Here is a 13,571-nt window from a genome sequence, read left to right on the forward strand (position 1 = left end):
GCTCTGCCGGCAGCGTTTCGGCGATGAGGCAGCGCTAATCGGTATGGGCACGCATTCCGGCACTGTAGCGGCCGCAAGCGACTGGGATGGCGAAATGGAGGTGAAGCAGGTTCGCGCGTCGCACGCCGACAGCTACGAACGGCTTTGCCACGATTCTCTTGTGTCGCGGTTCCTGCTCGACCTCGGGCGCGACAAGACGCTGCGTGAGCGGCTGCTGGAACGTAGGCTGGAGCGATTCATCGGGGTAATCTACCGGCCGGAAACCGAGCTGGGCAGCCACTATGCGGACGCTTCCCTGCCCCAGCAGTTCGACGCGTTCCTATGGTTCGACAAAACCGCGGCAGTGACGCCGCTTGGCCCGGAGCATGCAAGAACCGGCGTTCCCGACACCTATCCATTCGGGCTCTAACCGGCGCGCGCGGCGAGCCGATGAAGCAGAGCCCTGGAACCGGAACGGCCCATCTGGCTTGCATTTTTAAACTGAAATCCCGTCGAAGGAGTTTTCTCATGACCGGAACCAAACATCCGAAATGGAAAAAACCGAGCGATGCCGACTTGGCGAACAATCCTGGTATCGGGACTTCCAAGGGAACGATCAAGGAAGGCGAAGAGTTCGAGCTTGAAGGCGAGAACACGGTCGAAGGCGATGTCGAGAACGACACGACCGCTGCTGGCGGGATCGATCCAAGACAAAAGATGCGGACCAACAAATAGCATGCCGTTGGCATCGCTGCGATCAACTTCCCCGGAAGGAGTGAACCATGCCACTTGCCCTCAGCAGCGCCGCCTTTGCCGAAGGCGGACCAATTCCCGAAAGATATACACGAGACGGCAAAAACGTATCGCCGCCGCTGAAATGGTCTGGAGTACCGGACGACGCCAAAAGCCTCGTTCTCGTCGTTCAGGATCCTGATGCGCCGAGCGGAACGTTTGGTCATTGGGCGGTATTCAACATCTCCGCGGAGACAAGGGAACTTCCCGAGGCGGAAAGCGGCAAGCCAGGTCCCGGTGCCCTTAGGCAAGCAACAAATGATTTTGGCAACGCCTATTACGACGGCCCTGAACCCCCGGTCGGACATGGCGTCCACCATTACCATTTCCGGCTGGCCGCGCTCGACACGCCGAGCCTTGCCATTCCGGCCAGCGCAGGCGTCGAGCGCATCTGGCGGGAGGCGCAGAAACACTCGCTCGAGCAGGCAGAACTCATCGGAACCTACGAACGCAATCCGTAAGTTGATGACCGAGGTGGCATTACCCTGCTGCTGCGCGGAACGGTTCTCCTCCTTGCCGGTTGTCTGGGAAAGGAGATGCCGCCATGTTTGGAGATATCATGTGGTTGGTCGTCGTTGCCGGCGGCCCATTGTTGCTGATCGTGCTGTTGGCCTATGCCGTTATCGCACGCCGCCGGCGTGGGCCCGCCGAACGAAGGGAAAGCGACCGGGCGACCGACCGGCTATACCAGGACAAGCGTTGATCCGCATCGCAAGATATCCAATCGGCAAGACATCCAATCGGCAAGACATCCAATCGGCAAGACAGGGGATCGTAAGCCGCAGCGGGCGACGACGATCCCCAACTGGGTCAGCGCATTATCCTTTGCCGCAACCACGCAAAGAACCTGCCGCTGACGGCTGAGCGGACTCGCGTCGCAGCCCAGCGCGCTTTCATGGTTGAGCCGACGTGGCAATCGCAGACGATGTCGTGCAACTGCCAGTCGTTCAGCTCGAAAAAGCGCTTTGCCTCGCCGTAGGTATCGTCTTTCAAACCCGATGCGCGCAGCACTGGATCTTCGAAAGCAACCGAAATTGCGGTTCCCTCGCCCCGCATCATTGCACGTGCTTCGGGGTGCAGATGTTCGGTGCCTGCAAACGCGCCAAGGCATCGCTCGGGATTACGCTCCAGCAGTTCAGCCCAGCGCTCTATGCGCTGATTTCGTGTCATTGCGGAATATGCAGCCGACGATTCAATCTTGGCGACGGCATGCAGTTGGTCGAGTGTTTGATGTTTCATGGCCAGCTCCTGTTGAGGCAGCGAAGCGCCCACGCCTTCAAGGGAATTACCGCGCCGTAATGCTTCGACAAGAGCGCCAGGCTGGAGAATTCGACACAACCGGATTGGGCCGGCGGGATCATAAACACACGTTCTGCGTTCATTGGCGGGGGCTGCTTGTGACAAACCGCTGATCCGCGACGGGATGCATCCATGTTCATCCAGCCAATCGACTATTTCCTTGCCGTCTGGTTCGCTCTTGCCGCCGCCTCGACGCTCTATGTCGGCTTCGATCAATACCGCAACAATCCCGAACCGGTGGTGATGAAATGGGGTTTCATCCTGGTGACCCTCTATATGGGTCCATTGGGGCTGCTGCTTTATGTGCTTGCAGACAAGGAGCCACGACCGGGCGAGCATGAAGACTTCACCAGGCCGCTATGGAAGCAGGGCGTCGGTTCGACCATCCACTGCGTTGCCGGCGATGCAACCGGCATCATTCTCGCGGCGGTCATCACGGCAACGCTTGGCCTGCCTATGTGGCTCGACCTCATCGTCGAATATCTGGCGGGTTTCGCCTTCGGCCTGTTCATCTTCCAGTCGCTGTTCATGAAATCGATGATGGGCGGCACCTACTGGGAGAATGTGCGCAAGAGCTTCCTGCCCGAGTTCATCTCGATGAATTTCATGATGGCCGGCATGGCGCCCGTCATGAGCTTCCTGATGATGGGGCGCGACATGCGCGCGATGGAGCCGACCGAGCTCTTGTTCTGGGGCGTGATGTCGATCGGCGTCATTGCCGGCTTCACACTTGCTTATCCCGCCAATGTCTGGCTGGTCGCCCGCGGACTGAAGCACGGGTTGATGACGCAGCGCCCGGAGGCGGCCGAAATGAGCAGTCGAGAGCCGACCGCCCAGCAACAGCACGCTACGCATCATGCCCGCGCCGGCGATGATCGACGACAAGGCCACGCCAACACATCCCACAAATCCAAACGCAACGGCCATCAGATGGAGACGGACGCCACGACGCCGCAGATAGCAGCCCTCGGCATGGTCTCGGTGCTGGCGCTGGCGATTGGCATGGCCGCACCGGCGAACTGGCTGAACCTGACGCTTTCGGCACGTGACGTCGGCGGGGCGATCATGCCGCAAGGCATGATCATGGGCCGCGACACGCCGGCGGAAGCCATGCGTGACATGGCTGCAACCAATCCGCATCGCGTCACGGCATCCTATGGCCTTGCCGCCAAAGGCGACCAGGAACTGCCATTCCGCCTGGAGAACGGCGTCAAGGTGTTCGACCTCAGGCCCTCAGTGGTCCGCTGGCAGATCCTGCCCAATGTCGCGGTCGACGCCTATGCCTACAACGGCCAGATCCCCGGTCCGCGCATCCACATTCGCCAGGGCGATAAGGTTCGCATCGACGTCACCAATGACCTGCCTGAGGAGACCACGGTGCATTGGCACGGCATGATCCTGCCGAACCAGATGGATGGGCCCGCCGAGATCACCCAGCCGCCGATCGAGCCTGGGCAATCCTATTCCTACGAATTCACCGCGACCCAGCACGGGACCTATTTCTATCATCCGCATGCCAAGCCGGACCGTACCCAGGCGCTGGGGCTCTATGGGGCGCTGATCATCGACCCTGCCAATCCCGCCGACGAGGTTCAGGCTGACCACGACTATGTGATCGAACTTCAGGAATGGCTGGTGCGCGATGGACTGACCTATCCTTCGATGCCGATGGAAGGCGGTATGCCGAACTTCTTCACCATCAACGGCAAGGCCTATCCCGCAACCGACGCCATCCCCATGAAGGTGGGCGAGACGCTGAAGGTGCGTTTCATCGGCACCAATAATGGCTTCGTCCATCCCATGCATATCCATGGCGGACCCTTCGAGGTCGTCGCTCGTGACGGTGAGACGCTTCCTCCCTCGGCGCGCTTTCTGGCCGATACGATCAATGTCGGGCCAGGACAGCGCTATGACGTCGTCTGGAAGGCACGGCGTCCCGGCAAGTGGCTCATCCATTGCCACATCCCGCATCACACGACGAACAACAATGTCGAGGAAAAGGGCGGCGGCGGGCTGATGGTCGTGATCGACGTCGGTTAAATCTGCCACCCCCCTGTGGATTTACCTGTGTCATCGGGGGGCGCGTTGTTGCGCGCTACTTCTTGATAATGGTTCCGTTGCGCAAGTCGAATGCTTCGGTACCGCGAGCCTGGCGATAGAAATCATCCTGCAATTCACCCCATTCGCCGAGAAAGGCGCCGCAATTGCTGCAATGAATTGGCGTCGACTCGTTGGCGTCGTCGGGAATGTCCATTTGGATGGTCCCACAAGCCTTGCAATCGAGTTTGTCGTCCAGCCGTCGTCCCATTTCCCAATGATTGCGCATTTTCGACCATGAGCCAATTGTCGATTTCGTACCAAATCGCATCGACCATGGCTCATCGGTCAATCGCGAGAGTCAAAAAGGACGGCCAGACCCAGTTCCCGTGCCAGCTCGATGATCGTCTCCATCAATTCATCATCTGTATCCTGCAAATAAGGCGCGTCCCTGCGAGCGGCCTCTATCGCCGCTTTGACCGAAACGATGTCGCCGTATCGCGCACTTCGAAGCTCTTCTGCCAGAAACGCCTTGGCGGTACCGACAGGTCTTATTGCCCATCTGGCGATGCTCATGCGGCTCCCTCCCATGGTCACCTCAGCTTCATTTTGATCCTGTCCAAGGTGCAGATCAATCGATGGTACGATTCCGTACGGAGCTACCCAACCGGTTGGAGACAGCCGTGTGACGAACGCCTTGGCCAGGGTTTTCGGCGTCTCTCTGGGGTGAGTTGGGGCGAAATCGCCCGGTGGGACCGGCCTTGCGGAACCATCGCTCAGCATGGGGGTTTCTTCAAAATCTCCCTCGAAGAATGCAAGGAGCGACCATGCGCATGTTGACGATAGCTGTCGCGCTTTCCGGGGCGGTCACCATTCAGCCCGTCTACGCCCAAACTATCGGACCGCAGCTTCCCCAGGTGACGCCACCGCAGGGCGAAGCGCAGCCGGAGCTGGCGCCGCCCGATCCAGGCTCTGCCGGTTTGAATTTCACCGGCGTCGCCATTGTCGCCGTCGAGGATTTGCCGGACGAAATCAAGGCGCAGGCCGATGCCGTGATTAACCAGACCAGCGCCGAAGATTTGCTTCGCCTGCAAAGCTCCGTCGATGCCTCACCTCAGGCGACGTCGGCTTTGAGAGCGAATGGGCTCAATTCCTCGCAGGTTGTCGCTGCAAACATAGATGGCGATGGCACGCTGACGCTGATCATTCAGACGACGACTTGAGGCATCGAACCATACGCATCACTGAATCGACGAAATGCAGTCGCGGAGAGCAGCAATGGTCGAAGCCGCCGTTCGCAACTTCACCATCAATTTCGGGCCACAGCATCCCTCCGCCCATGGTGTTCTTCGGTTGGTGCTCGAACTGGACGGCGAGATCGTCGAGCGTGCCGATCCGCATATTGGCTTGCTCCATCGAGGCACCGAAAAACTCATAGAGCACAAGAACTATTTGCAAGCGCTGCCCTATTTCGATCGGCTCGACTATGTCGCGCCGATGAACCAGGAGCATGCGTTCTGCCTCGCCGCCGAAAAACTGCTCGACATAACAGTTCCAAAGCGTGGGCAGCTTGTCCGTGTTCTTTTTTGCGAAATTGGCCGGCTTCTGTCGCATCTCCTCAATGTCACGACCCAGGCCATGGATATCGGCGCCCTGACGCCGCCGCTTTGGGGATTTGCGGAGCGCGAGAAGCTGATGGTCTTTTACGAGCGCGCCTCCGGCGCTCGCATGCATGCGAATTACTTCAGAATCGGCGGCGTGCACCAGGATTTGCCTGCGAAGCTTCTCGACGACATCTGGGCTTTCTGCGATCCGTTCCTCAAAGTCTGTGACAACCTCGACGATCTGCTCACCGGCAGCCGCATCTTCAAGCAGCGCAATGTCGATGTTGGTGTGATCGGGCTGGATGATGCCTGGCGCTGGGGATTTTCCGGCGTGATGGTACGCGGATCGGGCGCGGCATGGGATTTGCGCAAGGCACAGCCATACGAATGTTACCCTGACATGGATTTCGACATCCCCGTCGGCAAGAACGGAGACTGCTATGACCGTTATCTCGTCCGTATGGAGGAGATGCGCCAGTCGGTGCGGATCATGAAGCAATGCCTGGAAAAACTGCGGTCATCCGAAGGCCAGGGGCCGGTCGCGATTCCGAACCAGAAGATCACGCCGCCGCGGCGCGCCACGATGAAACGCTCTATGGAAGCGACCATCCAGCATTTCAAACTTTATACCGAGGGGCATCGCGTGCCGGCGGGAGAAGTCTACGCCGCGGTTGAAGCGCCAAAGGGAGAATTCGGCGTTTATCTGGTTTCTGACGGGGGCAACGTCCCTTACCGGTGCAAAATACGTGCGCCATCTTTCGCCCATCTGCAGGCGATGGATTTCCTGTCTCGAGGGCACATGATCGCCGACGTTGCCGCGATCATCGGGTCGCTCGACATCGTGTTTGGCGAGATAGATCGTTAGTCCTCGGCAGGTTGCGCGCTTGCCCCGCGATGCAGAAATTCCCTCTCATGCGTGGACGGGAGGCTCTTCATTCTCGTCGGGGTTGGGCAGCGGAGTCTCGTCCGGAAGCGTTTCCGGTTCGGGTTCCTCGATCGGCTCCGGCTTCCATGTTGGAGGCGGCACGGGCATATCGCGATTTGGGTCTGGCTGTCTTGGCTGTGGCATCTAACTATCTCCGTTCAGTCGGAACAACTCGTCCGCCGTGGCATGGTTCCTGGCAGAATACAGCCATCGAGATCGTTGCGCCCTCAAGGCAGGCGCACGTTGGTCCGCCCACGGATGCCGGCGCAAAAGTTGCAGATCGTTCGGAACCGGTCGGATTTTCGAGCCGTTGTCGTCGAAATCGACCAAGGAGAAGCGTGATGAAGGACAAGTCAGGAGATATCGACCATACATTGCCGCAGGTCGCCATCGACGATCAGCAGGTGCGACAGCTGGCCGCCACGACCGATTTGCCGTCAAGGCAGGCACGCGAACTGGTGCGCCGTCACGGCAACGATCCGCGGAAGCTGGAAGAGTTGGCGAGGTCGATCAACGCCACCAACTGAGTCCAGGCCAATGGGCATCGACGGCGCAAGCCGTTGGCATCAGATTTCCAGCAAGGCGTAGGGGCGGCCGCCAGGTTTGGCCACATGCATGGCGACGTTGTAGACCTTGGCTCCGCCAGGCGTTTGGCCTTCGTAAGAACCGCGATGTGCATGACCGTGCACGACAGCACTGACCTGGAATCGATCGATCGTTTCGGCCAGACGTGAAGAGCCCAGAAACGGAAATATTTCCAGCGGTTCTCCCGCGACGGTGTCGGCAATCGGCGCGTAGTGAAGGATCACCAGCGTGCGCTTGGCCCGCACCTGGCGCATCGCATTTTCAAGTCGCATTGCCTCGTTCACGCTTTCCGCGACCATCGTCTTGATCGCCGGTTCCCCGAATGAGCCGAGCATGCGTGACCCGAAGCCGCCTATGAATCCCTTCACGCCGACAAAACCGACCTCCTCGATTTCGACTGTCTGCCCGTCGAGGAGGTGAACATGCGCCTGCCGCAGGATCTTCGTGACGTCTTCCACCGCACCGGACTCGTAGTCATGATTGCCGAGGACTGCCACAACCGGGATCGAGCAGTTGCGCAGATCCTCGGCCAGCATCTCCGCTTCACGAGGCTTGCCGAGATTGGTCAGATCTCCCGTGAGAACGAGAATGTCCGCTTCGCTCGATATCTCGCCGAAGAGGTCTCGATACGAGTTTTGTGCATCTTCCCGCACATGGAGATCCCCGACCGCGGCAACTTTGAGCGCGCGTGCGCCGTCCTTGGGCGCGCTGCTCTTGACGGGATCAGCCATCACGGAATTCTCCCACACCACCGACGCCGGCGAAGCCCCATTCCTTGACGTCGATCTCGTAGTCGGTTTGCGAAAGCAGCCGCCCACGGCAGATCTTCATCCTTGGAGACGGCAATTGCCGTTGCTTGGCGAGGCGGTCGAGCAATTCATCGAGCAACCAGGCCGGGATATGATCCCGCTCGCTCGGATAGATCCATCTGAAATTGATAAGCTGCATCAACAGAACCTCCCAATGAACCTCCAGATAAGAAAGCAGCCGGTGCCAATCGATCTGATCGCCCGCCTTGAGAATCGTATGAGCGATATCGGCGCCGTCGTGTCGCCCTCTGTCCTGGATAAAGCATTTGGACCAGATGAGTTCGGTCGGGCCGATGATCCGCACCCTGCTGCCCAACAGCTCGGTTTGGCGGGCGTGTTCCAGCCACAGGTCGCCAACAGGCACCGTGCCGTTGGCCGAGCCGAAGATGACGTCGAAGAAATGCGTGCCCTTGAACACCTTGCCGAGCCACCGGTCGTCCTCGATTTCGACGGCATATCCAAGCTGCTTGAAATGGGCGAGGATCCGCGCGTAGTCGCCTGCCTTGCAGAAGATATCGAGGTCCTTGGTCTGGCGGGTGACACCCGTATAGGCGCTTACCGCGTAGGTCCCGGCGACCAGAAAGGGAATGTCGGTGGCGGCAAGCTCGCGGATTGCTTCGGTATAAAATACCTCCGCCTCGGCATTTTTGAGCGTCGGCGCCGCCTTTGCGTCAATCATGGGAAGCGAGACCAGAACGTTTTCAGGCAATGGGCCATTGGTCATGAAACGATGACTCCGAATCCGGCAACCGGCAGTCGCCCGCTGTGGTAACAACGTGAACCCCGCCTGGTTCCGCTACCGGGCGGCCAGCCAAAGGTTCATTCTCGTCACGTACTGGAAATTTCGGGATCGCGCCTGCCGATCCAAGCCCGGCCCAACGTCATCGCCGGCGCGCAAGTCTCTATGTCGCCTCGGAATCGGCCCATGCCGCCGCCAATGTCCCATTGGCCCAAATTTGAAACACCCCGTGGGTGCTCGATCTCGATCGTTTTAGAGTTTATTGGGCTTACCCAATCGGGTACAAAGCTGAAGCCGAGGCGCTTGATCTAACCGCACCCCGATCGGCGTGCGCCAAGCCATCATCAGGACCATCAAGGCATGACCCCCTCGCCTCCCTTTCTCGGCTTTCCCGACCGTCTTGCAGATAGCCGCGTGCCTCGTGCGGTGATCTTCGGGGCCGGTCACGGCAGCACCTATCCCGGCAAGGACAGCAGCGGCTATGCCTTGGCCGCCAACGCCATCCGTGCTGCCAGCCAGGACGATGCCGCGTTCGTCGAGCACTGGGATTTCGATCTTGGCGGCCCGCTGTTCGACGGCAAGCCGGACTCTTGCGTCGACGCCGGCGATATCTTGACCACCATGCATGACAATGCCGGCAACCGGGCCAGGATCGAGGCAAAAACGCGCGAGATCCTGACGTTGCCGGCTGTGCCGATCCTGATCGGCGGCGACTGTTCCATGACCATTCCCTTCCTCGCCGGCTTTGCAGAGCACGGGCCGGTCTGGGTCCTGCAGGTCGACGCCCATATAGACTGGCGCGACGAGGTTCATGGCGAACGCCACGGCTATTCGAGCCCGATGCGCAGGGCAAGCGAGATGCCGCATGTCGCCGGCATGGTGCAGGTCGGTCTGCGCAGCGTCGGCAGCGCGCGCATCGCCGAAATCGAAGCAGCCCGGCGCTATGGCAGCCGCTTCGTGACCGCCCGCGAGGTTCATGCCCAGGGCGTCGAAGCCGCGCTCCGGCATATTCCGGAAGCCGCGCGGGTCGTCGTCACCCTCGACTGCGACAGCCTTGATCCAAGCATCATGCCGGGCGTGGCGGCGCGTACACCCGGCGGCCTCACCTACACGCAGGTAATCGACCTGATCGCCGGCCTCGGCAAACGGGCCAGGATCGCAGGATTCGACCTTGTCGAGTTCTATCCTCCGGCCGATATTGACGGCCTGTCAGCGCTGACCGCCGCGCGCCTTCTTGTCAATGTGGTCGGCACCGTCGTCCGGCAGGTTTGATGTCAAAATCCCGCTCTTCGCCGCAGAGCGGCCCAAAGGCGCGTGAGCGAGCTTGCGGTTGAAATGCCCTTTTTGACACCTGGGTATTCGATCCTGCCTCGTCCGACCGGCTCGTCGCTCCAGACCAGGTTGAAAGCAATGCCCTTGAGCCCAAGCTCCCCGATCCGGCGTACGATCGTCTCCTGCAGATAAATATCGGATGTTCGCACCCCGTCGGCACGCTCGGGCAGCTTGAATATCTCGGTACCGCCGATTGCGTCCGCTCGAAGGACGAGGCTTTCGATCACCATGACGCCGCCATCGTCAAAGCGAACGATCTTTGAACGTTCCTCGTCCAGTGCATCGATCACGGTGGTGACATTGAAGAGCGATATTGGCTCGTCAGCAGGAAGCGGCAGGAATTCACCGTATGGTTGGAGGGTTGGCCGAAGCAACTTCGACGCCCTCGCTCGCAGGATGAGCACATGCTCGCCAAGCCATGGAAAATCTGAATATTGCCGGAGCGTACCGTCGTCGTGTTCGCGCAGGATCTCCATCCTGGGCGGATGCCATTGTGTCTGCTTCCGGCCGCAGAGCGTCGAAAACAGCTGGTAGTCGTCCGCCTGCCGAGGAAGGACCCATTCCTGTCCTTCGATCACGCTCAGGACATAGATATTCATCCGGTCCCCCGCACATCATCGCCTTGGTAGGCTCGGCCTGCTGCGCTGCTCTTCGCGCGCGTTCTCACCGCTGATCCGCGACGGCCATTTGCGGCACCGGCGGCAATTCGGGTGCATCCATCCCTTTGAAAGGGTCACGCCAGGCGTCGATGTCTTCAAGTCGACGGTACCAGCGGCTGACAGAGGGATAATCGTCGAGCGGCAGTCTGGCGGCGTCGTTGAACGGTAGGAAGGTCGCCATTCGAAAATCGGCATAGGAAACCGAATTGCCGACCAGCCACTGCCGCTCGGCAAGCACGGCGTCGAGTATTGCCGCAGCCGTATGGAATTGGTTCAGGCCCTCCTCCACCCGCTTCTGATCGATCGGGCCGATGCCGTACCGCTGTTTCGTCCCACGTTCGAAATGCACCGTGTCGCAAGCGAGTGCGAAGTGCTCCTTGCCCCAGCTGAGCCACCGGATCATCTCAGGTTCGTCATCGCCGGTGCGCCAGAAATCCGAATGCGCGTGGCGCGACAGCCTGCAGGCTATGGCGTCTGCCTCCCAGAGGCTCTTTCCCTCATCATCCACAAGGATGGGCAGTGAGAGGTTGGGATTTAACCGGCGAAATTTCTCCATTTGCCCGGCAGCGAATGGCGAGGCGAATTCGAAGTCCAGTTTCGTTTCGAGATAGCGTGCGATCGCGACCGCCAATCGAGGATTGGGATTGCGGCTGAAGTACAGCTTCATTGGGCACCGACGATCTGGGCGACCACGCAATAGTCGATCATGAGCAGCCTCTATGCAGCTTCGAAGTCAGCCCAAGCGCCCATGTATCCCAATGGATTGGGCTCGCCTTTCATCATCGTTTTTCGCCAAGCTTCCTGCTCGGCATTCATCAGAGCCAATTCCCAAACACAGGCAATAACAGGTCTCTTAACCGTGTCCATCGGTTCGGTTGCGGAATACAGCTTCCGATAGATGTGCTGACAAAGCACCGAACCCTGTATCCACCAGTGAGCTAAGATGGACACACCGAGCTCACCAGGATGAATGATCACAAAGCCCATGCCATTCTCGTCACCCTCGTCCGCCACACGCGGCAGAACCTCCTGTCGCACGAATGACTGCGCCAGAGTCGCCATGGGTTCGTCGATCTTTCTGTTGTCTGCGACGAGACCATAGACTTTGAGCTTGAGACCACCAATGTCCCATTGGCCCAAATTTGAAACACCACGTGGATGGTAGATCTCGATCGTTTCAGAATTCACTGAGCGCACTCCAATTGGCTATTGGCAGCAGACGTACCTGATAGCTCATCACGCGACTTGCACCCGGCGCGATCAGCATCAGGCCTGGTTTGTCGACAAAATCACCATCGAAATCCACCGGGCTTGCAAGGCCGTGCCAGGGTTCGATGCACAGGAACGGCGCGCCGCCCGGCTTTGACCAGACGCCCAACTCCCGAACCCCTTGCCAGGACATCTCGATCGCCGGGCCACGCTCGGCGGCATAACGCACGCTGGAGCTGGCGGGCTGGTCCATGATCACCGCGTCCTCGTCGAACAACCGCTCGGAGAGCGGGAGTATGTTGCCTTCGACAGGCGTCGGCTGCGGCGTTTTCAGCAGCAGTCCGTCCTTAAGGCGGCGGATCGGCGCCGGTTCATCGTGGGCAAAGATCAGCCGGTAATCCGTCTTGGCCAGATCCGGCTGCAAGGGCCAATTGAATGCCGGGTGCGCCCCGATCGATGCCGGCAGCGGCTCATCGCCGGTGTTGGTGATGTCGAAAGTCACATCAAGCTGCTGGCGGACCAGCGTGTAGGTCACTTCAAGCCGAAAGGCGAACGGATAGCGCGCCCGGGTGTCGGCGTCGTCGGCAAGCACCAGCGTGCAGGATCGCGGTCCCTTCCGCGCCCAGGCAAACGGCTTGTCGCGCGCGAACCCGTGCTGCGTCATTGGATAGGTCCGGCCGCGATGGCGCAGATGATCGCCCGCCAGCCGCCCTACGATCGGGAACAGCACCGGCGAGTGACGCCGCCATTCCGGCCCCGCCTGCCACAGGAATTCGAATCCGCGCACATCTTGCAGCGAAATCAGTTCGGCGCCCTGCGCAACGATGGTCGCCGAGATACCGTCGCCATGAAGCGTTTGGCTGTCCTGTGCCACATTTCCTCGCGGGTCGTTGTTGAAGGCCGGCGCGGTGGGCAGACTAGCAAAAGCGCTTCGGGACTCAAGGTGCAGCCTGGTTCTGCAGGAACGAATTGTGGCCGGAGGATCTCCCTCCGGCCACCTCTCCGCATCAAGAGCAATAACCCTCGCTCTTGCCCACAGCGGATAGTCGTTATTCGCGTTCGCCGGTGAAATTCAGCAGCAGCTGGAAGATGTTGATGAAGTTCAGATAGAGCGAGAAGGCGCCGAAGACGGCAAGTTTCTGGCGCGATTCCGCGTCGAAATTCTCGGCATACTGTTCCTTGATCGTCTGCGTGTCCCAGGCGGTCAGGCCGATGAACACGGCGATGCCGATCACCGAGATGGCGAACTGCAGCGCGGTCGAGCCGAGGAAGATGTTGACGATGCTGGCGATCACCACGCCGATCAGGCCCATGATCAGGAACGACGAGAACTGGGTCAGGTCGCGCTTTGTCGTGTAGCCGTACAGGCTGGTGGCGCCGAACATGGTGGCTGCGATGAAGAAGGTGCGCGCGATGCTGGTTCCGGTGAACACCAGAAACACGGAGGCGAGCGAGAGGCCCATGACCGCGCAGAAGGCCCAGAACATCGCCTGGGCATTCGCCGCGGACATGGTCTGCATCTTGAACGAGAACAGCATGACGAAGGCGAGCGGTGCCAGCATCACCACCCATTTCAGCGGGCTGGAGAAGATCGGCACGTAG

19 protein-coding genes are annotated in these 13,571 nt (G+C 59.8%); 9 read left to right on the forward strand and 10 right to left on the reverse strand.

The window, feature by feature from the left end:
* The 4 genes from EN884_RS06800 to EN884_RS06815 all read left to right on the forward strand — a co-directional run.
* Positions 1-409 (forward strand): erythromycin esterase family protein (locus EN884_RS06800; RefSeq protein ID WP_164894936.1); only part of this gene is annotated, 409 nt, incomplete at its 5' end.
* 98 nt (positions 410-507) lie between these two features.
* Positions 508-714: a hypothetical protein gene (locus EN884_RS06805; protein ID WP_013531530.1), complete on the forward strand. Its 207-nt coding sequence runs from the start codon at positions 508-510 to the stop codon at positions 712-714.
* 47 nt (positions 715-761) lie between these two features.
* Positions 762-1,232 (forward strand): YbhB/YbcL family Raf kinase inhibitor-like protein, encoded by a 471-nt coding sequence (locus tag EN884_RS06810; protein WP_013531529.1) that lies wholly within the window; start codon positions 762-764, stop codon positions 1,230-1,232.
* A gap of 83 nt (positions 1,233-1,315) precedes the next feature.
* Positions 1,316-1,474, forward strand: a complete 159-nt coding sequence (locus EN884_RS06815; protein WP_013531528.1) for a hypothetical protein — start codon at positions 1,316-1,318, stop codon at positions 1,472-1,474.
* A 107-nt stretch (positions 1,475-1,581) separates the two neighbouring features.
* Here the strand turns inward: EN884_RS06815 and EN884_RS06820 are convergent, their stop codons facing one another.
* Positions 1,582-2,010: a hypothetical protein gene (locus EN884_RS06820; protein ID WP_013531527.1), complete on the reverse strand. Its 429-nt coding sequence runs from the start codon at positions 2,008-2,010 to the stop codon at positions 1,582-1,584.
* 192 nt (positions 2,011-2,202) lie between these two features.
* Between EN884_RS06820 and EN884_RS06825 the strand changes: the two genes are divergently transcribed.
* Positions 2,203-4,110 carry a DUF4396 domain-containing protein gene (locus EN884_RS06825; RefSeq protein ID WP_063168034.1) on the forward strand — a complete coding sequence of 636 codons (1,908 nt, stop codon included), beginning with the start codon at positions 2,203-2,205 and terminating at the stop codon, positions 4,108-4,110.
* A gap of 55 nt (positions 4,111-4,165) precedes the next feature.
* Here the strand turns inward: EN884_RS06825 and EN884_RS38555 are convergent, their stop codons facing one another.
* Positions 4,166-4,459, reverse strand: coding sequence for a hypothetical protein (locus EN884_RS38555; protein WP_164745831.1), 294 nt, complete (start codon positions 4,457-4,459; stop codon positions 4,166-4,168).
* Positions 4,456-4,683, reverse strand: coding sequence for a hypothetical protein (locus EN884_RS06835; RefSeq protein ID WP_013531524.1), 228 nt, complete (start codon positions 4,681-4,683; stop codon positions 4,456-4,458). Before EN884_RS06835 ends, EN884_RS38555 begins: the two co-directional genes overlap by 4 nt.
* Positions 4,684-4,868: 185 nt before the next feature.
* Between EN884_RS06835 and EN884_RS06840 the strand changes: the two genes are divergently transcribed.
* From EN884_RS06840 to EN884_RS06855, 3 genes are all read left to right on the forward strand, one after another.
* On the forward strand, positions 4,869-5,330 hold the full coding sequence (locus tag EN884_RS06840; RefSeq protein WP_244514301.1) for a hypothetical protein: 462 nt from the start codon (positions 4,869-4,871) through the stop codon (positions 5,328-5,330).
* A 55-nt stretch (positions 5,331-5,385) separates the two neighbouring features.
* On the forward strand, positions 5,386-6,576 hold the full coding sequence (locus tag EN884_RS06845; RefSeq protein WP_063168035.1) for an NADH-quinone oxidoreductase subunit D: 1,191 nt from the start codon (positions 5,386-5,388) through the stop codon (positions 6,574-6,576).
* 401 nt (positions 6,577-6,977) lie between these two features.
* Positions 6,978-7,163: a hypothetical protein gene (locus EN884_RS06855; protein ID WP_013531520.1), complete on the forward strand. Its 186-nt coding sequence runs from the start codon at positions 6,978-6,980 to the stop codon at positions 7,161-7,163.
* 39 nt (positions 7,164-7,202) lie between these two features.
* Here EN884_RS06855 and EN884_RS06860 read toward each other — a convergent pair whose 3' ends face one another.
* Together EN884_RS06860 and EN884_RS06865 are read right to left on the reverse strand one after the other, a co-directional pair.
* Entirely contained in the window at positions 7,203-7,952 is a 750-nt protein-coding gene (locus EN884_RS06860) for a metallophosphoesterase (protein ID WP_013531519.1), read from the reverse strand.
* On the reverse strand, positions 7,945-8,754 hold the full coding sequence (locus tag EN884_RS06865) for a nucleotidyltransferase family protein (protein WP_063168036.1): 810 nt from the start codon (positions 8,752-8,754) through the stop codon (positions 7,945-7,947). Before EN884_RS06865 ends, EN884_RS06860 begins: the two co-directional genes overlap by 8 nt.
* A gap of 375 nt (positions 8,755-9,129) precedes the next feature.
* On the opposite strand from EN884_RS06865, the gene EN884_RS06870 reads away from it, so the two are divergent.
* Positions 9,130-10,041, forward strand: a complete 912-nt coding sequence (locus EN884_RS06870) for an agmatinase (RefSeq protein ID WP_063168037.1) — start codon at positions 9,130-9,132, stop codon at positions 10,039-10,041.
* A 2-nt stretch (positions 10,042-10,043) separates the two neighbouring features.
* Here the strand turns inward: EN884_RS06870 and EN884_RS06875 are convergent, their stop codons facing one another.
* From EN884_RS06875 to EN884_RS06895, 5 genes are all read right to left on the reverse strand, one after another.
* Positions 10,044-10,700, reverse strand: a complete 657-nt coding sequence (locus EN884_RS06875) for a DUF1629 domain-containing protein (protein ID WP_013531516.1) — start codon at positions 10,698-10,700, stop codon at positions 10,044-10,046.
* A 64-nt stretch (positions 10,701-10,764) separates the two neighbouring features.
* On the reverse strand, positions 10,765-11,427 hold the full coding sequence (locus tag EN884_RS06880; RefSeq protein WP_063168038.1) for a glutathione S-transferase family protein: 663 nt from the start codon (positions 11,425-11,427) through the stop codon (positions 10,765-10,767).
* A 50-nt stretch (positions 11,428-11,477) separates the two neighbouring features.
* A complete protein-coding gene (locus tag EN884_RS39360) occupies positions 11,478-11,948 on the reverse strand; it encodes a hypothetical protein (protein WP_013531514.1) in 471 nt (156 codons plus the stop codon).
* Positions 11,938-12,843 (reverse strand): aldose 1-epimerase family protein, encoded by a 906-nt coding sequence (locus EN884_RS06890; RefSeq protein ID WP_013531513.1) that lies wholly within the window; start codon positions 12,841-12,843, stop codon positions 11,938-11,940. Before EN884_RS06890 ends, EN884_RS39360 begins: the two co-directional genes overlap by 11 nt.
* Positions 12,844-13,018: 175 nt before the next feature.
* Positions 13,019-13,571, reverse strand: a 553-nt coding sequence (locus tag EN884_RS06895) for a Bax inhibitor-1/YccA family protein (protein ID WP_164894937.1), incomplete at its 5' end; no start/stop codon positions are given.

The sequence above is a fragment of the Mesorhizobium sp. M7A.F.Ca.AU.001.01.1.1 genome (assembly GCF_004022735.1).
In the GTDB taxonomy this organism is placed as follows: Bacteria; Pseudomonadota; Alphaproteobacteria; order Rhizobiales; family Rhizobiaceae; genus Mesorhizobium; species Mesorhizobium ciceri.